Below are 19741 nucleotides of genomic sequence, written 5' to 3'. Positions count from 1 at the left end.
CCCCCGCAGCTGCAGAAGCCTCAGAACGCCAGCTGCGCGATCTCCTCCGCCACCACCGCGCACGCGTCGGCGGCCGGGTCGATCAGCGGGAAGTGCCCGACCTCTTCGAGAAGCGTCACCCCGACGACCTCGCCCGCCTTGGCCGCCGCGTCCGCGTACGCCTCGGCGACGGCCTGCGGCACGACGATGTCGGTGCGCCCCTGGACGACGGTCGTGGCGATGCCGGTCGGCAGCAGGGCCGCCGGGTCGGCGTGCGGCAGCCGCTCCTCGAACTTCCCCGCACCGCCGAGCAGTTGCAGGGAGGCGTCCGAGCAGACGCCGAGCTCCTGCGCCGCACGCAGGTCGGCGATGGGCGCGAGGGCCACGACACCGCGGAAGGGGGCCGGCCGGCCGATGCGCCACGGGGACCCCTCGGGCAGGACATGGCGGGCGGCGGCCCACAGGGCGAGGTGCCCGCCCGCGGAGTGACCGGTCACCACGGTGCGGCGCGTGTCGGCCAGCGGCAGATGCTCCCGTACGAGGCCCGGCAGCGCGTCGAAGGCGGCGGCCACGTCGTCGAAGGTCTCGGGCCAGCGTCCCGCGACGGGCCCTTCGCCCTGGGCGGGGATCGAACTTCCGCGGCGGTACTCGACGTTGGCCACGGCGAAGCCGCGCCGCGCGAGGAAGTCCGCGAAGGGCGTGATGTGCTGACGGTCGTACGGAGCACGCCAGGCGCCGCCGTGCAGCACGACGACCAGCGGGGCCGGGGCGTCGCCGCCGGTCCGGGGTTCGTAGAAGTCGATCACCTGGTCGGCGTGTTCGCCATACGCGGCGGTGGTGTCGGGAGTCACCGCTGGGTGCGAGAAGGCGGCGTCGGCCTCGGCGGCATCGCGGGCCACGGCGGCGTCGTCCGGCATGCGAGGGCCTCTCTGCGGGGTTGGGTGCCAGGGGCTGGGGCGGGGTGTTCGGTTGATCTTCCCCTACCCCGCCCCTGCCCGGTAACGGCTGCCGCCGTCAGCTCACGGAGTCGTCCAGCGTCCGCGCGAGCACGCCCGCCGCCCGCTCCACATCGGCGAAGCCGACGTACAGCGGCGTGAAGCCGAACCGCAGGACGTCCGGCGCCCGGAAGTCACCGACCACGCCCTGCTCGATGAGGCGCCGCATCACGTCACCCGCCCCGTGGCACCGCAGGGCGACCTGGCTGCCGCGCTCGGCGTGCGCCGCCGGGGTGAGCACCTCGACCCGGCCCTCGGGCACATAGGCCCGCACGCACTCGACGAAGAAGTCCGTCAGGGCGAGGGACTTGGCCCGCACCGCCTCGACGGACACGCCGTCCCAGACGTCGAGCGCCGCGTCGAGCGCCAGCATCGACAGGATGTCCGGCGTACCGACCCGCCCCCGCAGGGCACCGTCCGCCGCCTCGAACTCCGGCCGCATCCCGAAGGGCTCGGCGTGCGAGTTCCAGCCGGGCAGCGGGGAGTCGAAGCGGGGCTGCAGATCCGCCCGTACGTAGATGTAGGCAGGCGAGCCCGGCCCCCCGTTCAGGTACTTGTACGTGCACCCGACCGCGAGGTCGACGCCGTGCGCGTCGAGGCCGACGGGCAGCGCGCCCGCGGTGTGGCACAGGTCCCAGACCACGAGCGCGCCCGCGTCGTGCACGGCCGCCGTGAGGCCGGGCAGATCGTGCAGCCGTCCCGTGCGGTAGTCGGCGTGATTGAGCAGGACCACGGCCGTGCGCGGGCCGAGGACGTCGCGCACCTCGCCCGGGGCGACCGGCACCAGACGGCAGCCCGTCAGGCGCGCCGCGGACTCGGCGATGTACCCGTCCGTGGGGAAGGTCGTCGCGTCAACGACGATCTCGTCCCGCCCCTCGTCCGGGTCACGGACCATGCGTACGGCGGCCACCAGCGCCTTGAAGACGTTCACGCTCGTGGAGTCGCCGACGACGATCTGGCCGGGGGCGGCTCCCACGAGCGGGGCTATGCGGTCGCCGATCCGCTCGGGGGCGGTCCACCAGCCGCTCTCGTCCCAGGAGCGGATGCGGAGCTGCCCCCACTGCCGGGAGATGACGTCGGCGACCCGCTCCTGGACGTGTCCCGGCAGGGCGCCCAGCGAATTCCCGTCCAGGTAGACGGTGTCGTCCAGGACGAACTCCGCGCGCTTGGCGCCGAGTTCGTCGTCGCCGTCCCGCTTCGCCGCCTGCGCCTTGAGGTCGGCCTCAGACATGACTCCTCGCAGTCCACAGCTCGGGGAACACGTTCTTCGTCGCGCGCTTCTCCAGCCAGGCCACACCGGCCGAGCCGCCCGTGCCCGTCTTGGAGCCCATCGCGCGCCGGGTCGCCACCAGGTGGTCGTTGCGCCAGCGCCACACCAGCTCGGCGACGTCCGTCAACACCTCGCCGAGGCGCGCCAGTTCATCGCTCTCGTCGCCCGCGTAGAGGTCGGTCCACACCTGCTCGACCTCGGGCGACGGCTCGTACTTCTTCGTCAGGTCGCGCTGCAGCACCGCGTCCGGGACGGCGTGGCCGCGGCGGGCGAGCAGGGCGAGGACCTCGTCGTACAGGCTCGGCTCCTGGAGCGCCTTCTCCAGCTCCGCGTGGACGCGCGGCGCGCCCCGGTGCGGCACCAGCATGGACGCGGACTTGTCGCCGAGCAGGAACTCCATGCGGCGGTACATCGCGGACTGGAATCCGGACCCCTCGCCGAGCGCGCCACGGTAGGAGTTGAACTGGGCGGGGGTGAGCTGCGCCAGCGGGCGCCAGGAGGCGTTCAGCGCCTCCAGCTCGCGCAGGCTGCGCTTGAGCGCGGCCACGGCGGTGGGGATCTCGTCGCGGCGCAGGGCGTGCGACGCGGTCTCCCACTCGTGCACGATGACCGTGAACCACAGCTCCATGACCTGGGTGGTGACCAGGAAGACCATTTCTCCGGGGTCGTCGGAGCGCAGGTGCTGGAGGTGCGTGAGGACGTCCGCCTGGACGTAGTCCTCGTACGGGGTGGTTCCTGCGAAGTCGAGGTTCGGGGTGTCCGCGTCTTGGGACATCGCGATCTCCTTGATACGTACTCCGGGTAGCGGTCCGCCCCTGCCGTTACCGACACGGGGGCCCCGGTCCCCACCGGCATCCTCTGCAACATCCCACGAAACGGCAAGACCTGCCTGGTCACAGCGGCGTCCAGGCAGGTCACGCACGTGCGGGGACTAGCCCAGGGTGTCCGCGGCCGTCTCCGAGGAGTCCCGCAGGAAGCCGGCGCAGCGCTCGTACTCCTCCTGCTCGCCGATGGACTGCGCGGCGCGCGCGAGGCCGTGCAGGGCCCGCAGGAAGCCGCGGTTCGGCTCGTGCTCCCACGGCACCGGGCCGTGGCCCTTCCAGCCGCTGCGGCGCAGCGAGTCGAGGCCGCGGTGGTAGCCGGTGCGGGCGTACGCGTACGACTCGACGACGCTGCCCCGCTCGAACGCCTCGTCGGCGAGCTGCGCCCAGGCGAGGGAGGAGGTGGGGTACTTCGCCGCGACGTCCGCGGGCACCGCCCCGTTCGCGAGCAGCTCGCGCGGCTCCGGGTCGTCGGGCAGGTGGGTCGGGGGCGGTCCCCCGAGCAGATCCTTGTGAATGGCCATGGGTTCCAGTCTGCGGCATGGCGCCACGCGAAGGGCCCGGTACCCCGTCCTGGAACGGGGTACCGGGCCCTCCGGCGCGAAAAATGGGCTGAGCCCGGGTGCCTACTTCAGCTTCGTGCCCGTGGAGCGCAGGTTCGCGCACGCCTCGGTGACACGCTTGGCCATGCCCGCCTCGGCGGCCTTGCCCCAGGTGCGGGGGTCGTACGTCTTCTTCGAGCCGACCTCGCCGTCGACCTTCAGGACGCCGTCGTAGTTCTTGAACATGTGGTCCGCGACGGGACGCGTGAAGGCGTACTGCGTGTCCGTGTCGAGGTTCATCTTCACGACGCCGTTCTCCAGGGCGGTCGCGATCTCCTCGGCGGTCGAGCCGGAGCCGCCGTGGAAGACGAAGTCGAACGGCTGCGCGCCCGCGGGCTTGCCGTGCTTGGCGGCGACGCCCTCCTGGAGGTCCTTCAGGAGCTCGGGGCGCAGGACGACGTTGCCCGGCTTGTAGACGCCGTGGACGTTGCCGAAGGACGCGGCCAGGAGGTAGCGGCCCTTCTCGCCCAGGCCGAGGGCCTCGGCCGTACGCAGCGCGTCGTCGACGGTCGTGTAGAGCTCGTCGTTGATCTCGTGCGTGACGCCGTCCTCCTCGCCACCGGTCGGGGTGATCTCCACCTCAAGGATGATCTTCGCGGCGGCGGCCTTCGCGAGCAGCTCCTGGCCGATGGCCAGGTTGTCGGCGAGGGTCTCGGCGGAGCCGTCCCACATGTGCGACTGGAAGAGCGGGTTACGGCCGGCCTTGACGCGCTCGGCGGAGACGTCGAGCAGCGGACGGACGTACGTGTCCAGCTTGTCCTTGGGGCAGTGGTCGGTGTGCAGCGCGACGGTGATGTCGTACTTCGCGGCGACGATGTGCGCGAACTCGGCGAGGGCCACGGCGCCCGTCACCATGTCCTTGTTGTGCTGGCCGCCCAGGAACTCCGCACCACCGGTGGAGATCTGGATGATGCCGTCGCTCTCGGCCTCCGCGAAACCGCGCAGTGCGGCGTGCAGCGTCTGCGAGGAGGTCACGTTGATGGCCGGGTAGGCGAACTTGCCTGCCTTCGCCCGGTCCAGCATCTCGGCGTAGACCTCGGGGGTTGCGATGGGCATGTGTCCGCTCCTTGTGATGTGCGGGTGTGTGCTTGGCCCTGACCTAAGGGGGCGACGTCATCGTCGCCCCCATCTTTCCAGATCTGCCGGGCGGCTCAGGCCGCCCGCCACATACCGGAACCGGTCCGGCTCTAGTCCAGGCCGAGGTCGTCCTTGGAGTACGCGAAGAGGTACGGGACCCCGGCGCCGTCGGTGATCTTCTCGCCGGCACCGGTGGCGCGGTCCACGATGGTCGCGACGCCCACGACCTCGGCACCCGCCTCGCGCACGGCCTCGACGGCGGTGAGCGGGGAGCCGCCGGTGGTGGAGGTGTCCTCGACGACGAGAACGCGGCGCCCCTTGATGTCCGGCCCCTCGACGCGGCGCTGCATGCCGTGCGCCTTGGCGGCCTTGCGCACGACGAAGGCGTCAAGGCGCTTGCCGCGCGCGGCGGAGGCGTGCAGCATCGCGCCGGCGACGGGGTCGGCGCCCATGGTGAGGCCGCCCACGGCGTCGAAGTCCAGGTCGGCGGTGAGGTCGAGAAGCACCTGGCCGACCAGGGGCGCGGCCTCGCCGTCCAGGGTGATGCGGCGCAGGTCGATGTAGTAATCGGCCTCGAGACCCGAGGAGAGGGTCACCTTGCCGTGCACCACGGCCTTGTCCTTGATCTGCTGCAGCAGCGCGCCACGTACGTCGTCAGTCATGCCTGTCAGCTTAAAGCCGCGTCCAGGGGCTCAGAGCCGCGTCCAGGTCCAGGTCGTCGTCGCCTCGAGGGGCTCGATGGGGGTGACGAGGCGCGGCAGGGTGTTGAGCCCGTTCGGCGGGCCGGTCTGCGGCTCGACGCACACGGCGGCCTCCTGCTCGTCGTACACCACGACCCACTGCTCGCGGCTCTTCACCGTGAGCGCGAGCTGCTCGGGCCAGGTCAGGGTGACGTCGACGCCGTCGGGCATCCCGAAGCAGTCGTCCCAGGGGCCGGGGGTGGGGGCGACGCGGTTGCCGGTGGGGAGGTGGTCGTCGCCGCGCTCCTCCTGCCAGGCGGCGTCGAAGTCGACGCGCACGTCGTCCTGCCCCAGGTTGCGGTTGAACCACGGGTGCCAGCCCACCTGGGCGGGGAAGGAGTCGCCGTACGTCTCGATGCCGAGCGTGAGGGTGAGGGAGTCCTCGGTGAGGGCGACGATCTGCGTGACGCGGCCTTCGTAGGGCCAGGGGTCGGTCAGGTCGTACGTGAACGCGGCCTCGCTCTTGCCGGCGCGGGCCGTGCGCCAGACGGCGTCCCGCGCGAAACCGTGGATGGCGTGGGGCGGGGAGTTGAGGGGCATCTGGTGGGTCGTGCCGCCGTTGCGGAACATGCCCTCGCGGATGCGGCCGGCCCAGGGGGCCATGGGGAAGCAGCCGTAGCGCGCCCCTTGCCTCAGCAGTTCCGTCCCGCCGACCCGAAGGCTCCCCACCCGGCAGCCGTTCCCGGCCTGCACGGTAACTTCCACGTCGCCTGCGGACAGTGTCACGTCTTCGTCGCTACTCACGGGGTCGACCCTACGGGCACAGATTTGCCCCCTCCAGCCCGTCCGGCGTCAGAGGACGAACTCGGCGAGGCCGGTGATGACGGCGACCAAGGCCTATCCAGCCCGTCCGGCGTTTGAGGACGAACTCGGCGAAGCCGGTGATGACGGCGACCAAGGCCCTCGCGCCGAGCGCGTTTTCGGGAAGGGGCGGGGTCGGGGAAACTCAACGCCTACGCCGAAGCACCCGTCCCGCGACGATCGCCGAGGCCAGCACCACCGCCGCAGCGGGCGCGGCCCACCGCAGCGTGGCGGAGCTCGACAGCGACTCCGCGGCGGGGGCCGGGGCGTACCGCCCCCGGGGCGGCGCGTGGTCGACCTCCTCGGCACTCCGGCCGATCATCGTCCGCCGGGCATGCGCGGCCTCCGCGGGCGGCACCAAGATCTCCTCGACGTCGTCGGCGTCGTCCTCGTCGAACGACGACGGCGGCACGTCCGTCTCGAAGACGGAGGCCGCCTCGACGGGCTCGACCACCACCGGCTCAGGTGCGGCCGCAGCCTCGGGCGCAGGCTCGGCCACCCGCCCGAGCGCCTCCCCGAACCGGTCGAGGAGCCGACGCACCGCCCCCTCCACAGCCTGTGGAGAACTTTCGGTGACGCGCCCCTCCCCCGCACCCGTGCCGGAGAAGACCACCTGCGTCGCGGCGCCGTCCTCGGCGGGATCGAGCCGCACCGTCAGCGAGAACTTCACGGTGCCGCCGCCCCGCACCTCCACGCCCTCGCCCTCGATCGCGAAGGAGCCGTCGCCGCGCGGAGCGACCCGCGCCGCGCCCCGGTACGTGATCGTGTGCCCGCCGACCCGCACCTTGAGACGGCCGGAGAGCGGCGACGCGGACTCGTCGGCGTCGCGCTGCAGTCCGGGCACCGCCCCGGCGACCTGCGCGGGGTCGTTCAGCACCTGCTGAAGACGGTCGACGGTAACCGGAACGAACACCTCATGCTCCATGGCAGTCGAGCCTACCCACGTGGCCGAGAACATGTACGTCAGTTCGTCAGTTCGCGTACCGCGGGTGCACCAGTGTGGAGGGGTTCAGACCCCGCATCCGCGTCCGTTCGGCGGACTCCACGCTCACCCTCAGCAGCGCCGCCGTCCCGGGCGGTTCGAGGGCCGGGCGGGACCTGCCCGCCAGGACGAAGCCCCAGTCGCGGGGCGCGGACGCGCCGCCCGGCTCCCGCTCGGGGCCCGCCGCGAACCCGGAGATCCTGCCGTCCACGCGATACGGCGCGGTGAACAGCCCGGCCGCCCGCAGCGTGGCGTCCACCGTCCAGAAGACGCGGGGCCGGTCGGCCATCGGCCCGGCGTGCACGGCGAGCCGCCCGCCGTCGGCCAGGGCCCGCCACGCCAGGCCGTAGAACTCCTGGGAGTAGAACTTGGCGCTCGCGGTGATGCCGGGGTCGGGCAGATCGGAGATCACCACGTCGTACGTACGAGGGGGCGAGCGCAGCCAGTGGAACGCGTCGGCGTGCACGACCCGCACCCGGGGGTCGCTGTACACGTGTTCGTTCAGCTCGCTCAGCGCCGGATCCCGGCGCGCCAACCGCACGACCCCCGGGTCGAGTTCGACGACGTCCACCCGCCGCACCCCGGGATGCCGCAGCACCTCGCGCGCCGCGAGGCCGTCGCCGCCGCCGAGGACCAGCACGCGCGCGTGCCGTCCGGCCATCGCGGGGCCGACGAGCGCCCGGTGGTAGCGGTGCTCGTCACGGCCGCTGACCCGAAGGCGCCCGTCGAGGTAGAGGTCCAGAGAATCGTGCCTGCCGCCGGTGAGGACGACTTCCTGGACGTCGGTCTGCACGGCGACCCGGACGTCCTTGCCGTAGACCGCCCGGCGGGCCGCCGCCTCGAAATCGCCGACGAGGACGGCGGCGGAGGCGAGCAGGCCGAGAACCGTGACGTTCGCGACGACGAGGACCCAGCGGCCGCGCACGCTCAGATCACGGCGGAACAGACCGAACACGAGCGCGCAGCCCGCGACCACGTTGACCGCGCCGGTGATCAGCGCACCGGTCAACTGGCCGAGCAGGGGAAGCATGAGGAAGGGGAAGGCGAGTCCGCCGACCAGCGCGCCCACATAGTCGGCGGCGAAGAGATCGGACACGGCGCCGCTGGGGTCCTGCCGTCTGATCCGCTGCATGAGCACCATGAGCAGCGGCACCTCGGCGCCGATGAGCAGGCCGATGGCGAGCGAGAAGGCGACCAGCAGATACCGCGAGCCGCCCGCCCACACCTCGCCCTGATCGCCGGTCCAGGCGAACGCCGCGTACAACGCCATCGCGCTCAGTCCGCCGACCAGCGCGAGCGCCGCCTCCACCAGGCCGAACCCGGCCGCGGCCCGGCACCTCAGGCGCTTGGCGAGCAGCGAGCCGATGCCCATGGCGAAGACCATCACCGAGAGGACCACCGACGCCTGGGTGACCGAGTCGCCGATCAAGTACGAGGCGAGGGCGACGAGTTCGAGTTCGTACACCAGACCGCACGCCGCACAGATGAAGACGCCCACCAGGACGAAGAACCGCCCCGTCCTGGGCGTCACCGGTAAATCCGTTGACGGCTCGATCATCCTGGGAACGCTACGTCACCGGACTCGCACACCTGGTCACCCACAAGGGTGCATCTCGGCGCCAGAGGTGTATATGGGGCGCGGCGGTCAGAGCGCAGTCAGAGCACTGCCGGCATCCGCACGCCCACCCGGGTGCGGGTGGCCACGAGTTGCCCGTCCTGCGGGTAGGCGTGCCAGGTGCGCCATTGCACCGCGCCTTCGTGCCGCTGCGCCAGCATGGCCGTGAACGCGTGCGGACTGCCGGGGAAGACCCCGGCGAGGCCGTGCGGATGCTCGGCCACCAGAGCGAGCAATTCCTGTGCGCGGCCCGCGAACTGGCCGCGCGAAAGGGTCTCGACGCGCGCCGCGAATTCGTACTCCCACTCGCCGAGGCGCTTGGAGACACCGAGCGGAAGCGGCGTACTGCTGCCGGGGATGCAGGCGACGGTCTCGGAACAGGTGCCCTGTTCCTCCTCGAGGATCACCTGGTGCGAGGCCCCGAGGAGCCTCAGCTCCATTCTCGCGTCGGCAAGATCCAGTTCGAGTGTGGCGAGTGCGGGCAGCGGCTCACGCCCAAGGGTCCAGGCGAGGTCCGCGGCGCACGTGTCGGTATAGACAGTCTTCAGGGTCGTGAGCATGGGTCGGCTCCGCTAACACGCAATGGAGGGGGTGCCGGCGCACCCGGTCGGAGAACGGGTGGTCGGTATGCCGGCTCGTGCCCACGAGGGCGAACGACCTGTTGCCCCAAGTCGTCCCTACGGGGGCGGTGCTGACGGTTAAGAGGGAATCATGGACTGCTGCCCTGCCACAGCGCTTTTACCCAACTTCGGAGGGTTTCCACCCCCGCGGGGGCTGCACAGTTCAACTGTTCAATGAGTCAATGACGAAGTGCCCGGCAGGAGTTGTCTCCTGCCGGGCACTTCAACAGATGGACGGACCAGCTGCCCCGTGTCAGCTGCCTCCGCCACCGCCACAACCGCCACCGCCACCGCCGCACGAAGAGCTGCTGCCGCAGGACGAACCGCCACCACAGGAGCCACCGCCGTGGCCGCCGCTGTCACCACCACCGGCCCACCAGCTGCCGCCGGAACCAGTCGCACCGGCCGCACCGGAGTGCGAGCGGCCACGGCTCCCCCGGCCGGCGTACACCGCGAGTGCGACGACCAGACCCACCGCGACAAACACGAAGACCAAGACCATGACCTCCACGCCCCTTTCCGTTCCCCCGAAGCAGGCCCCCCGTGGGTCCGCCTTCTCTTGTGCTGTTCTTGCGTGAAAGGGGAATGCCCTCCCGTAACCCGGCCCAAAGCAGAGTTGAGGAACTCCAGAGGTTCGGCGCAGGATGGCGGCCATGACCTCCACATCCGGGAGCGGGCGCCCGCTGCTCAACCGCCGCCTTGCCGAGTTCGGGACGACGATTTTCGCCGAGATGTCCGCGCTGGCGGTGAAAACGGGGGCCATCAACCTCGGCCAGGGCTTCCCCGACACGGACGGTCCCGAGGAGATCCGCGAAGCCGCGGTCCGTGCCCTGCGCGACGGCCGCGGCAATCAGTACCCGCCGGGCCCCGGTGTCCCCGAGCTCCGCGCGGCGATCGTCGCGCACCAGCAGCGAAGGTACGGCCTCGCGTACGACCCCGACCGGGAGGTCCTGGTCACGGCGGGCGCCACCGAGGCGATCGCCGCGTCGCTGCTCGCCCTGGTCGAGCCCGGCGACGAGGTCATCGCCCTGGAGCCGTACTACGACTCGTACGCGGCGTCGATCGCCCTCGCCGGGGGCAAGCGGGTCCCCGTGACGCTGCGCCCCGACGCGGCCGAGGGGCCCCGCGGCGGAGCCGCCGATCGACACTTCCGCCTCGACCTGGACGAGCTGCGCGACGCCATCACGCCCCACACCCGGCTGCTGCTCCTGAACACCCCGCACAACCCGACCGGCACGGTCCTGACCCGCTCGGAGCTCGCCGAGATCGCGCGGCTCGCCGTCGAGCGTGACCTGCTCGTGGTCACGGACGAGGTGTACGAGCACCTGGTCTTCGACGACGGCGAGGGCACGGAGCACATCCCCCTCGCCTCCTTCCCCGGCATGCGCGAGCGCACGGTCACGATCGGTTCGAGCGGCAAGACGTTCTCGTACACCGGCTGGAAGGTCGGCTGGATCACCTCGTCGCCGGAGCTCGTGACGGCGGTCCGCTCGGCGAAGCAGTTCCTCACCTACGTGTCGGCGGGCCCGTTCCAGTACGCGATCGCGGAGGCCCTGGCCCTGCCCGACTCGTACTTCGCGTCCTTCGCCGAGGGCATGCGTGCCAAGCGGGACCTGTTGAGCGAGGGCCTGACGGCCGCGGGCTTCGACGTCTACCGCCCGGCGGGCACGTACTTCGTCACGACCGACATCCGGGGCCTGGGAGAGACCGACGGCTTCGCCTTCTGCCGTGCCCTGCCCGAGCGCGCCGGCGTGGTCGCCATCCCGAACGCGGTCTTCTACGACCACCGGGAGGCGGGGGCGCCGTTCGTGCGCTTCGCGTTCTGCAAGAAGGACGAGGTCCTTGCCGAGGCGGTCTCCCGGCTCAAGTCGCTGTGACACGAAAGCCCGGCCGGGAAGCGCCCACCTGGTGGTGTGCGTCCTGGCCGGGCTCTCGCTCGGACCTTGCCTAGGCCTTGTCGCCGGGGTCGCCCGGCTTCTCTTCACCCTCGGTGCCGTCGACCTCGGCCTCCAGGCCGAGCTGCTCGACCAGCCAGCGGTCGAACTCGATCGCGGCGCGCACCCAGCTGACCGTGGACGACACGAAGTGCTCGAGCGCGACGCCCGTGCCGATCAGCATCTGCGCCTCGCCGATGAGGCGGACGGTGCCGTCGTCGTGGGTGTGCGTGTAGACCTTCGGCCACAGGGTGCGGCGGTTCCAGTCGTCGATCGCCTCGAGGATCTGGGCCTTCTCCTCGATGCCGTGCGCGCGGTCGTAGAACGTCCGCACCGAGAAGACCTGCTGGTCGTCCTCGCCACGGAACATGAAGTACGTGCGGAACTCCTCCCACGGCGCCGCGAGGTCACCCTCTTCGTCGACGACGTGCTTGAGCTCCATCTGGTCCAGGAGCTGCTTGACCAGGTCCTGGTCGGGGACAACGGGGCCCGCCGGTCCATCGCCCTGCTGCGGTTCGGGCTGTCCCCCGAAATTCGGAATCGAGGACGGGTCGATGCTCACGTGCTTAGTCCCTTCGTACGGATTCCGCCATCCTGCCCCATGTCGGGCGGGGGCCCGCAACCCCCGCCCCCGATGTGACCGGGTTATGCCGTCTCGGCCGTCGCCGGACCGACGATCAGACCGTCCTCGAAGGTGTCCACGCGGACCGTGTCCCCGTCCTTCACCTCGCCCGAGAGGATCTCCTTGGCGAGCCGGTCGCCGATGGACGTCTGGATGAGACGCCGCAGCGGCCGCGCGCCGTACGCCGGGTCGTTGCCCTCGTCAGCCAGCCAGGCCAGCGCGTCGGGGGAGACCTCCAGCGTGAGCCGCCGCTCGGCGAGCCTCTTCGCGAGGCGGTCGATCTGCAGCTGGGCGATGTGCGCGAGCTCGTCCTTGCCGAGCGCGGAGAAGACGACGAGGTCGTCGAGCCGGTTCAGGAACTCCGGCTTGAAAGAGGCCCGTACGACTTCGAGGACCTGCTGCTTCTTCTCCTCCTCGGAGGTCAGCGGCTCGACGAGGTACTGGCTGCCGAGGTTGGAGGTCAGGACGAGGATGGTGTTGCGGAAGTCCACCGTCCGCCCCTGCCCGTCGGTGAGCCGTCCGTCGTCGAGGACCTGGAGCAGGACGTCGAAGACCTCCGGGTGCGCCTTCTCCACCTCGTCGAGCAGCACGACGCTGTACGGGCGCCTGCGCACGGCCTCGGTGAGCTGGCCGCCCTCCTCGTAGCCGACGTACCCGGGCGGGGCGCCGACAAGGCGGGCCACGCTGTGCTTCTCGCCGTACTCGCTCATGTCGATGCGGACCATGGCGCGCTCGTCGTCGAAGAGGAAGTCCGCGAGGGCCTTCGCCAGCTCGGTCTTGCCGACGCCGGTCGGGCCGAGGAAGAGGAAGGACCCGGTGGGGCGGTCGGGGTCGGCGATCCCGGCCCGGGTGCGGCGCACGGCGTCGGACACCGCGCGTACGGCCTCGGTCTGGCCGATGAGCCGCTTGCCGAGCTCGTCCTCCATGCGGAGCAGCTTCTGCGTCTCGCCTTCGAGGAGCCGCCCGGCCGGGATGCCCGTCCAGGCGCCGACGACGTCGGCGATGTCGTCCGGGCCGACCTCCTCCTTGACCATGGTGTCCTTGGAGACCTCCTCCTCGGCCTCGGAGGCGACCTCCAGGTCGTGTTCGAGGGTGGGGATCTCGCCGTAGAGCAGCTTGCTCGCGGTGTCGAAGTCGCCGTCGCGCTGGGCGCGTTCGGCCTGGCCGCGCAGCTCGTCGAGCTTCTCCTTCAGCTCACCGACGCGGTTGAGGGACTGCTTCTCCTTCTCCCAGCGCGCGTTGAGCCCGCGCAGCTCCTCCTCCTTGTCGGCGAGGTCGCGCCGCAGCCTTTCGAGGCGCTCCTTGCTCGCGGGGTCGGTCTCCTTGCTGAGCGCGAGCTCCTCCATCTTCAGCCGGTCGACGGAACGCTGAAGCTCATCGATCTCCAGCGGGGAAGAGTCGATCTCCATGCGCAACCGGCTCGCGGCTTCGTCGACGAGGTCGATGGCCTTGTCGGGCAGGAAACGCGAGGTGATGTACCGATCGGAGAGCGCGGCGGCTGCGACCAGCGCGGAGTCGGCGATCTGGACCTTGTGGTGCGCCTCGTACCGCCCCTTGAGCCCACGGAGGATGGCGATCGAGTCCTCGACGCTCGGCTCGTCCACGAGCACCTGCTGGAAGCGGCGTTCGAGGGCGGGGTCCTTCTCGATCCGTTCGCGGTACTCGTCGAGGGTCGTGGCGCCGACCATGCGCAGCTCGCCGCGGGCGAGCATGGGCTTGAGCATGTTGCCGGCGTCCATGGCGGAGTCGCCGCCGGCTCCGGCACCCACGACGGTGTGCAGCTCGTCGATGAAGGTGATGATCTGCCCGTCGCTCTCCTTGATCTCGGAGAGGACGGTCTTGAGGCGCTCCTCGAACTCGCCGCGGTACTTCGCGCCCGCGACCATGGCGCCCAGGTCGAGGGAGACGAGCCGCTTGTTCTTCAGCGACTCGGGAACGTCGCCCTTCACGATGCGCTGCGCGAGCCCTTCGACGACGGCGGTCTTGCCGACGCCGGGTTCACCGATGAGGACGGGGTTGTTCTTGGTGCGCCGGGACAGGACCTGCACGACGCGCCGGATCTCCTGGTCACGCCCGATGACGGGGTCCAGCTTGCCTTCCCTGGCGGCGGCGGTGAAGTCGGTGCCGAACTTCTCCAGGGCCTTGTACTGACCCTCCGGGTCCGGTGTGGTCACCCGACGTCCTCCCCTTGCCTTCTCGAACGCGTCGAGCAGTTTCTTGGCGGTGGCCCCGTTCTTGCCCAGGACCTCGGCGGCGGGACCGCCCTTGGCGGCGATGCCGATCAGCAGATGTTCGGTGGAGAGGTAATCATCGCCCAGCTCCTTCGCCCGCTGGGAGGCGTCGGCGATGACCGCGAGCAGGTCGCGGTTGGGCTGCGGCGGCGCAACGGTGGATCCCGTGACGCTGGGCAGGCCGCTCAGTGCCCGTTCGGCGTCGGCACGGACGGCGGCCTGGTCGGCCTCCACCGCGGCGAGCAGGTCGGTGATGTTCTCGTTGTCCTGCCCCTCCAGCAGCGCGAGCAGCAGATGCGCGGGGGTCAGGTCGGGGTGCCCGTCCTTCACGGCCAGGCTGCTGGCCGCGTTGATCGCGTCCCGGCTCCTGTTGGTCAGCTCGGCGTCCACGTGCGTCGTCTCCTCCTTGCGTCTTTACGTCTCGTCCATGCGTCTGCACGTCGCTACGTCTTACGGCTTTCCGGCCTTGGGTCGGCCGGCTTTCCGGCCTTGGGCCGGCGGGTTCCGCGAACCCACCTGACTTAAACAGCGTACATAAAGTTGAGTCTATTCCACTCAAGGGGGCGCAGGTCGACCCCAGGGAGCCGGGAGGGGTGGCAGGAGGGGTGGCAGGAGGGGTGCGGCCGGGGGCAACGGTTAGGTTCGCCCCATGGCCATGGACCCTCACCACCCCACCCCCGCCTACCTCAGCTTCTGGCGTGAACGGCATCTGTGCACGCTGACGACGCACCGCCCCGACGGCACCCCGCATGTCGTACCGGTCTGCGTGACGTACGACCCGGAGGCGGGTGTGGCCCGCGTGCTCGCGAGCAGGTCGAGCGCGAAGGTCCGCAACGTCCTGGCGGCGGAGGCTGCGGCGGGCACAGAGAGCGTGGCGGGCGCGGAGGCGCCGGGGGCGCGGGTGGCGGTCTGCCAGGTCGACGGACGGCGCTGGGCGACGCTGGAGGGGGTCGCACGCGTGCGCACGGGGCCGGTGGAGGTCGCGGAGGGCGAGCGCCGCTTCGAGGAGCGGTACGGGCGGCCGCCGAGGCCGAATCCGCACCGCGCGCTGATCGAGATCACGCTGACGCGGGCGATGGGCCAGCGGGCGCTGATCACACCCTGACCCCGCGCCCGGAACCCCCCGGCACACACCACAGCGGCGCCACCGTGTTCAGGTCCACGGTGGCGCCGCTGCTGGGGGAAGCACCTGCGCGATGTACAACGACGGGGGATCGCGTCAGGCGCTGCGGGGGGTGGCTGTGATGGCTCTTGTAGTGGTGGAGCTCTGCTGGTCCTGCTGCTGCCGGCCGCCCGGCTCACCGACCAGCTGGTGATCACGCCGATCAAGATTGACGAAGACCATCCCGTACCGGATGGCACACCGCACGGGCTGGGGGGCTCCACGCGGCTTGCGGAGGCACCGGTAGGCCCGGATCTCCTCCTCGTCGTCCCGGGTGACGACCACCGGCTCACCGAGAAGCGTGACCATCAACGAGTCACCGGCGTGGGGTATCGCGGTGGCAAGATCGATGAAGTGCCAGCCGGAACGGTAGGCGGTGGCCATTTCTCGGCGAAAGGTGCGGTCGTCGGGCGGGGTGCTCATGCACTCGCTCCCTTCGGGCCGACGTGCCACCCCAGATCCGTGGCCGGAGCTGAAACGGAACTCGTACTGGCCGGCGCGCTGTGCCACCCGAGATCAAGAGTGCTCAACGCACCCAAGGTCAGCCCTGCGGAGAAGGTGGTGACAAGCACCGAGCGAAGCATGCGCTTAAACATGGTCGGCTTCGTCCTCACTTGGTAGGTTCCTCTCCCCCGGCACAACAAGACGATGTCTCAATCGAGCACGTCAAAGCCACAGGGTCGATGCATCATGTTCCTGCACGTTCAGGACCCTGGGGGGTGGAGATTTGCTTACAACAGGTATGAAACCGACACATCCTCACCCCACCGTCCCCCTGTGCGGCGAAGGAGCGAGGTTGTACGCGAGTGCGCTCGGCAGTGGCCGTCTGGCGCGGGCCGAGGCCGAGAACGCTCCCTGCCTACTGGAATCTGCTCTTCTCCACCCGGATCCGGACGACTCCGAGTGGCTGCGCCCGGTTTCCCCGTCCGCCGCCCTCGCGCAACGTCTGCACCCCATCGAGCAAGAAATCAAGGATCGGCGGAAACTGGCCGTTCAACTGGCCGACGCATTCGAGCCATTCATGGCCATCACCGCACGTGAGGAACCGGCTACCCACGCGATCACCGTCCTGGAGGGCGAGGCGCGGATCAACGCGGCCATCGAGCGTGCGACGGCGGAGTGCCGTACGGAGGTGCTCACCGTCCAGCCGGGAGGCGGTCGCAGCGAGAAGACCCTGAACGTGGCGCTGAAGCGCGGCCAGACCGTGCTCGACCGCGGTGTCACGATGCGCACCCTCTACCAACACACCATGCGACACAGCCAGGGCACCCTCGCCTACGCGGCTCGCATGGCCCAGGAGAGCGTGGAGATACGCACCCTGGAAGAAGTCATCGACCGGATGATGATCTTCGACCGTACCGTCGCGCTCATCCCCGCCCGCGCCGATCGCGACGTCGCCCTGGAGCTGCGCCACCCCGGCCTCGTCGAGTACCTCGCCAAGGTCTTCGAGCAGCAGTGGCGCTCGGCCATTCCGCTTCTGGACGAAGTTCCGTATCCCCCTTCGACGGACGGCATCACCGGCGTTCAGCGCTCCATAGCCAAGTTGCTCATCGAGGGCCACGTGGACGAGGCCATCGCCCGCCGCCTCGGCATGAACGTCCGCACCTGCCGCGCCCACATCGCCAAGATCGCCGCCGCACTGGGCAGCGGCAGCCGCGCTCAACTCGGCTATCTGATTGCCCAGTCCGGGATCCTCGAGAAGGACCACTGAACTCGGTCAGGGAGTGAGCGGTACGTGACGAAGGTTCCCCATACGCACGCCGAAGATTTATGTGAGGCGGGCTCGGCCCTTTATGCCCTCGCACTGCGCGAGGGGCGTCTCCGCCGCGGTGATGCCGAACCGGCTCCCTGCCTCCGCGAACTCGGGCTGCTGCGCCCCGACACCGATGACTCCGCATGGCTCAGCCCCGTATCCCCTGCCCTCGCCCTTTCCGGGATGCTCCTCGGCGTCGAAGAGGGCATCGTGCGCCGACGCCGGCTCGGCGCCCGACTGGCCACGGCATTCGAGCCGCTGATGGCGCTCGCTCCCGGTCGGCCCGAACCGGCCCCCGCATCGCACGCCGTCACCGTGCTCCGGGGTTTCCCGGAGATCGACGAAGCCATCAACCGGGCGATGGCCGACACCACCAAGGAGACACTCGTCATCCAGCCCGGCGGGACACGGCCCACTTGGTCGCTGGCCAAGACCCGAGCCCGCGAGCAGAAGTCCCTCGACCGGGGCGCCAGGCTCCGCACCCTTTACCAGCACACGACCCGCCATGCGCTACCGGTGGTCGCTCACTACGAGCAGTTGGACGGCGACGTAGAAGTGCGCACCCTCGACGAAGTCAGCGAGCGCCTGTTCCTCTTCGACCGAACCGTGGCCTTCATCCCGGCGAACAAGAGTCGCGATGTCGCGTTGGAGATCCGCCTTCCTGCCCTCGTCGAACACTTCGCCCGGACCTTCGAGTGTCTCTGGGCTCTGGCCACACCCATGTACCCGCAGCCGACGCAGCTCGATCCGGGGAACGGCAACGGCATCACCACCCGGCGGCAGGCGATCGCGGAACTCTTGGTCGACGGCCTCACCGACACTGAGATCGCTGCACGGCTCGGCATGAATGTGCGCACCGCCCGCGTCCACATCGCCAAGCTCGCCGATACCCTCGGCAGCCGAAGCCGTACCCAACTCGGATACCTCATAGGCCGGTCAGACATCCTGAGACACCCGCGCTGAGAGGTGGAGGGACGGCACTGCATGACCCGGCAACACGTGGCCCACAGCATCGACGAGCTGTGCGAGGCAGGCGCGGCCCTCTATGAGCGCGCGCTGATGAACGGGCGTATCCCCTACCACGACGCCACCCCCGCCCCCTGTCTGATCGACCACGGGCTGCTGCATCCCGACACCGACGACATGAAGTGGCTACGCCCCATCGCCCCCGCGGCCGCCCTGTCCCGAGCCCTGCACGCGATCGAGAGGGACATCGCCCGTCAACGCGACCGCGAGGCGCGGCTGACCGCAGCCTTCGAGTCCTTGACGGCGCTCGGCAGTCAATCCGTATCCGACCCGGACGCCCCCGAGATCACCGTCCTGGACGGTCTTCCCCGCATCAACGGGGCCATCACCCGGGCCATGGCCGATGCGACGGAGGAACTGCTGACAGTGCGGCCGGGTGAAGGCCGGCCCTCCGGGTTCCTGACCGCCGACTTGTCCCGCGAACAGGCCATGTTGGGGCGTGGCTGCCGTATACGTACTCTGCACCGGCAGACCTCGCGTCACGCCCCACCCGCCCTCGCACAGTACGAGCGACTTGAGGGCGACGTAGAAGTCCGCACCCTCAACGAGGTCACCGACCACCTGCTCGTCCTCGACAGCACCGTGGCGTTCGTCCCTGCGCACCGGGACAACGATCTCGCCGTCGAACTTCGGCATCCCGCCTTGGTCGAGTACCTCGTGACCACGTTCGAGCGCTTGTGGCGCATGGCCACGCCGATGCGCCCGAACACGGCACAACAGCCCCCGGAACACAGCATCTCCGCCGGTCAACGAGCCATAGCCGCCCTCCTCACCGAGGGCTTGGCCGATGCCGAAATCGCCGCCCGGCTGGACATGAACATCCGCACTGCCCGAGCCCACATCTCCAAACTCTCAGCCACTCTCGGCAGCCGTAGTCGAGCACAACTCGGCTACCTCATAGGCCAGTCCGGGATTCTCGGCCCAGAAGCCTGAGCCGGCGGGAACGCTCACCAGTACCTGCAAATGGCGGCCTTCGCGGCTTTTGTCTCCGCCCCAGTGAGATGCAGTGCAACAAGATGACGCTAGCGACACAGCCCCCGGTCACCCCAAAGTGATGTCGGCGGGAGCCCGACTCGGGTGGTCCCGCGGACGAACTCATCTGCCGTGACTCACGACTGGAGACGGAATCATTGTGCCTCCAGCGCCACATTCCCAGGGGGGGAAATGCAAATCAGTTCTTTTGCAAACCGAATAATGGCTACCAAGGCCGCGAAGGGAGCCGTCGTTGCGGCATTGGCAGCTACAGCCATCGGGCTTACGGCTCCGATGTCGAATGCCTCCAACGAGAGTTCGTGGGATGACGGCTGCCGGGGGTACTGGTACTCAACGTCCGGTCACGGGTACTGCAAAAAGGCCAACACGTGGTACTCCAGCAGCTGGTACACGGACTACAACTGCAACAACGAGGTCGATGAGCAGCACCACGACTCGCTGCGGAACGGCTACCGAGGCAAGTACGACACTTACGAGTGCACGTTCAAGATAAACAACACGGACGTACACAAGTAGCA

At 69.9% G+C, this 19741-nt stretch carries 18 protein-coding genes; 5 read left to right on the top strand and 13 right to left on the bottom strand.

Translation table 11 applies throughout. The features are described from left to right. Positions 1–20: 20 nt before the first annotated feature. The 10 genes from ACWGIH_RS34280 to ACWGIH_RS34235 form a co-directional block, all read right to left on the bottom strand. Positions 21–896 (bottom strand): alpha/beta hydrolase, encoded by an 876-nt coding sequence (locus ACWGIH_RS34280; RefSeq protein WP_453446093.1) that lies wholly within the window; start codon positions 894–896, stop codon positions 21–23. Between the two features lie 97 nt (positions 897–993). Next, positions 994–2205, bottom strand: coding sequence for a kynureninase (kynU, locus tag ACWGIH_RS34275; protein WP_453446091.1), 1212 nt, complete (start codon positions 2203–2205; stop codon positions 994–996). Continuing rightward, positions 2198–3019 carry a tryptophan 2,3-dioxygenase family protein gene (locus ACWGIH_RS34270; RefSeq protein ID WP_453446089.1) on the bottom strand — a complete coding sequence of 274 codons (822 nt, stop codon included), beginning with the start codon at positions 3017–3019 and terminating at the stop codon, positions 2198–2200. Before ACWGIH_RS34270 ends, kynU begins: the two co-directional genes overlap by 8 nt. Positions 3020–3175: 156 nt before the next feature. After that, complete coding sequence (locus tag ACWGIH_RS34265; RefSeq protein ID WP_453446087.1) at positions 3176–3589, bottom strand: DUF3151 domain-containing protein; 414 nt, start codon at positions 3587–3589, stop codon at positions 3176–3178. 102 nt (positions 3590–3691) lie between these two features. Continuing rightward, positions 3692–4723: a class II fructose-bisphosphate aldolase gene (gene fbaA / locus ACWGIH_RS34260; RefSeq protein WP_453446086.1), complete on the bottom strand. Its 1032-nt coding sequence runs from the start codon at positions 4721–4723 to the stop codon at positions 3692–3694. Between the two features lie 131 nt (positions 4724–4854). Then, a complete protein-coding gene (pyrE, locus tag ACWGIH_RS34255; RefSeq protein WP_351167044.1) occupies positions 4855–5406 on the bottom strand; it encodes an orotate phosphoribosyltransferase in 552 nt (183 codons plus the stop codon). A gap of 30 nt (positions 5407–5436) precedes the next feature. Beyond that, positions 5437–6228, bottom strand: coding sequence for an aldose epimerase family protein (locus ACWGIH_RS34250; protein ID WP_453446084.1), 792 nt, complete (start codon positions 6226–6228; stop codon positions 5437–5439). A gap of 202 nt (positions 6229–6430) precedes the next feature. Beyond that, a complete protein-coding gene (locus tag ACWGIH_RS34245) occupies positions 6431–7210 on the bottom strand; it encodes an SRPBCC family protein (RefSeq protein WP_453446083.1) in 780 nt (259 codons plus the stop codon). A 46-nt stretch (positions 7211–7256) separates the two neighbouring features. Next, positions 7257–8825: a polyamine aminopropyltransferase gene (locus ACWGIH_RS34240; RefSeq protein ID WP_453446081.1), complete on the bottom strand. Its 1569-nt coding sequence runs from the start codon at positions 8823–8825 to the stop codon at positions 7257–7259. Positions 8826–8923: 98 nt separating this feature from the next. Further along, on the bottom strand, positions 8924–9442 hold the full coding sequence (locus ACWGIH_RS34235; RefSeq protein WP_453446080.1) for a DUF2617 family protein: 519 nt from the start codon (positions 9440–9442) through the stop codon (positions 8924–8926). Positions 9443–10146: 704 nt separating this feature from the next. Between ACWGIH_RS34235 and ACWGIH_RS34230 the strand changes: the two genes are divergently transcribed. After that, positions 10147–11379 (top strand): pyridoxal phosphate-dependent aminotransferase, encoded by a 1233-nt coding sequence (locus ACWGIH_RS34230; protein ID WP_453446078.1) that lies wholly within the window; start codon positions 10147–10149, stop codon positions 11377–11379. Positions 11380–11449: 70 nt separating this feature from the next. On the opposite strand, the gene ACWGIH_RS34225 is transcribed toward ACWGIH_RS34230, so the two are convergent. Then, a complete protein-coding gene (locus ACWGIH_RS34225; RefSeq protein WP_453446077.1) occupies positions 11450–11998 on the bottom strand; it encodes a YbjN domain-containing protein in 549 nt (182 codons plus the stop codon). 83 nt (positions 11999–12081) lie between these two features. Next, positions 12082–14679, bottom strand: coding sequence for an ATP-dependent chaperone ClpB (gene clpB, locus ACWGIH_RS34220; protein ID WP_453446075.1), 2598 nt, complete (start codon positions 14677–14679; stop codon positions 12082–12084). 259 nt (positions 14680–14938) lie between these two features. On the opposite strand from clpB, the gene ACWGIH_RS34215 reads away from it, so the two are divergent. After that, positions 14939–15394: a pyridoxamine 5'-phosphate oxidase family protein gene (locus ACWGIH_RS34215; protein ID WP_453446073.1), complete on the top strand. Its 456-nt coding sequence runs from the start codon at positions 14939–14941 to the stop codon at positions 15392–15394. A 114-nt stretch (positions 15395–15508) separates the two neighbouring features. Here ACWGIH_RS34215 and ACWGIH_RS34210 read toward each other — a convergent pair whose 3' ends face one another. Beyond that, complete coding sequence (locus ACWGIH_RS34210) at positions 15509–15874, bottom strand: hypothetical protein (RefSeq protein ID WP_453446072.1); 366 nt, start codon at positions 15872–15874, stop codon at positions 15509–15511. Between the two features lie 319 nt (positions 15875–16193). On the opposite strand from ACWGIH_RS34210, the gene ACWGIH_RS34205 reads away from it, so the two are divergent. From ACWGIH_RS34205 to ACWGIH_RS34195, 3 genes are read left to right on the top strand one after another with little or no spacing between them, the layout of a single operon-like run. Continuing rightward, a complete protein-coding gene (locus tag ACWGIH_RS34205) occupies positions 16194–17162 on the top strand; it encodes a helix-turn-helix transcriptional regulator (RefSeq protein ID WP_453446071.1) in 969 nt (322 codons plus the stop codon). 24 nt (positions 17163–17186) lie between these two features. Continuing rightward, positions 17187–18167: a LuxR C-terminal-related transcriptional regulator gene (locus tag ACWGIH_RS34200; protein ID WP_453446070.1), complete on the top strand. Its 981-nt coding sequence runs from the start codon at positions 17187–17189 to the stop codon at positions 18165–18167. A 21-nt stretch (positions 18168–18188) separates the two neighbouring features. After that, positions 18189–19163: a helix-turn-helix transcriptional regulator gene (locus ACWGIH_RS34195; RefSeq protein ID WP_453446068.1), complete on the top strand. Its 975-nt coding sequence runs from the start codon at positions 18189–18191 to the stop codon at positions 19161–19163. The last annotated feature ends 578 nt before the right edge of the window (positions 19164–19741 follow it).

The sequence above is a fragment of the Streptomyces sp. NPDC054872 genome (assembly GCF_053610705.1).
Note: the sequence above shows the minus strand (reverse complement) of the source record. Positions and strands in the feature narration are given on the sequence as shown.

Coding starts and splice junctions, on each gene's coding strand:
- ACWGIH_RS34230 (WP_453446078.1), top strand. CDS start 10,147: ATGGCGGCCATGACCTCCACATCCGGGAGCGGGCGCCCGCTGCTCAAC.
- ACWGIH_RS34195 (WP_453446068.1), top strand. CDS start 18,189: ATGACCCGGCAACACGTGGCCCACAGCATCGACGAGCTGTGCGAGGCA.
- ACWGIH_RS34270 (WP_453446089.1), bottom strand. CDS start 3,019: ATGTCCCAAGACGCGGACACCCCGAACCTCGACTTCGCAGGAACCACC.
- pyrE (WP_351167044.1), bottom strand. CDS start 5,406: ATGACTGACGACGTACGTGGCGCGCTGCTGCAGCAGATCAAGGACAAG.
- ACWGIH_RS34265 (WP_453446087.1), bottom strand. CDS start 3,589: ATGGCCATTCACAAGGATCTGCTCGGGGGACCGCCCCCGACCCACCTG.
- fbaA (WP_453446086.1), bottom strand. CDS start 4,723: ATGCCCATCGCAACCCCCGAGGTCTACGCCGAGATGCTGGACCGGGCG.
- kynU (WP_453446091.1), bottom strand. CDS start 2,205: ATGTCTGAGGCCGACCTCAAGGCGCAGGCGGCGAAGCGGGACGGCGAC.
- ACWGIH_RS34240 (WP_453446081.1), bottom strand. CDS start 8,825: ATGATCGAGCCGTCAACGGATTTACCGGTGACGCCCAGGACGGGGCGG.
- ACWGIH_RS34215 (WP_453446073.1), top strand. CDS start 14,939: ATGGCCATGGACCCTCACCACCCCACCCCCGCCTACCTCAGCTTCTGG.
- ACWGIH_RS34280 (WP_453446093.1), bottom strand. CDS start 896: ATGCCGGACGACGCCGCCGTGGCCCGCGATGCCGCCGAGGCCGACGCC.
- ACWGIH_RS34210 (WP_453446072.1), bottom strand. CDS start 15,874: ATGAGCACCCCGCCCGACGACCGCACCTTTCGCCGAGAAATGGCCACC.
- ACWGIH_RS34245 (WP_453446083.1), bottom strand. CDS start 7,210: ATGGAGCATGAGGTGTTCGTTCCGGTTACCGTCGACCGTCTTCAGCAG.
- ACWGIH_RS34235 (WP_453446080.1), bottom strand. CDS start 9,442: ATGCTCACGACCCTGAAGACTGTCTATACCGACACGTGCGCCGCGGAC.
- ACWGIH_RS34205 (WP_453446071.1), top strand. CDS start 16,194: ATGAAACCGACACATCCTCACCCCACCGTCCCCCTGTGCGGCGAAGGA.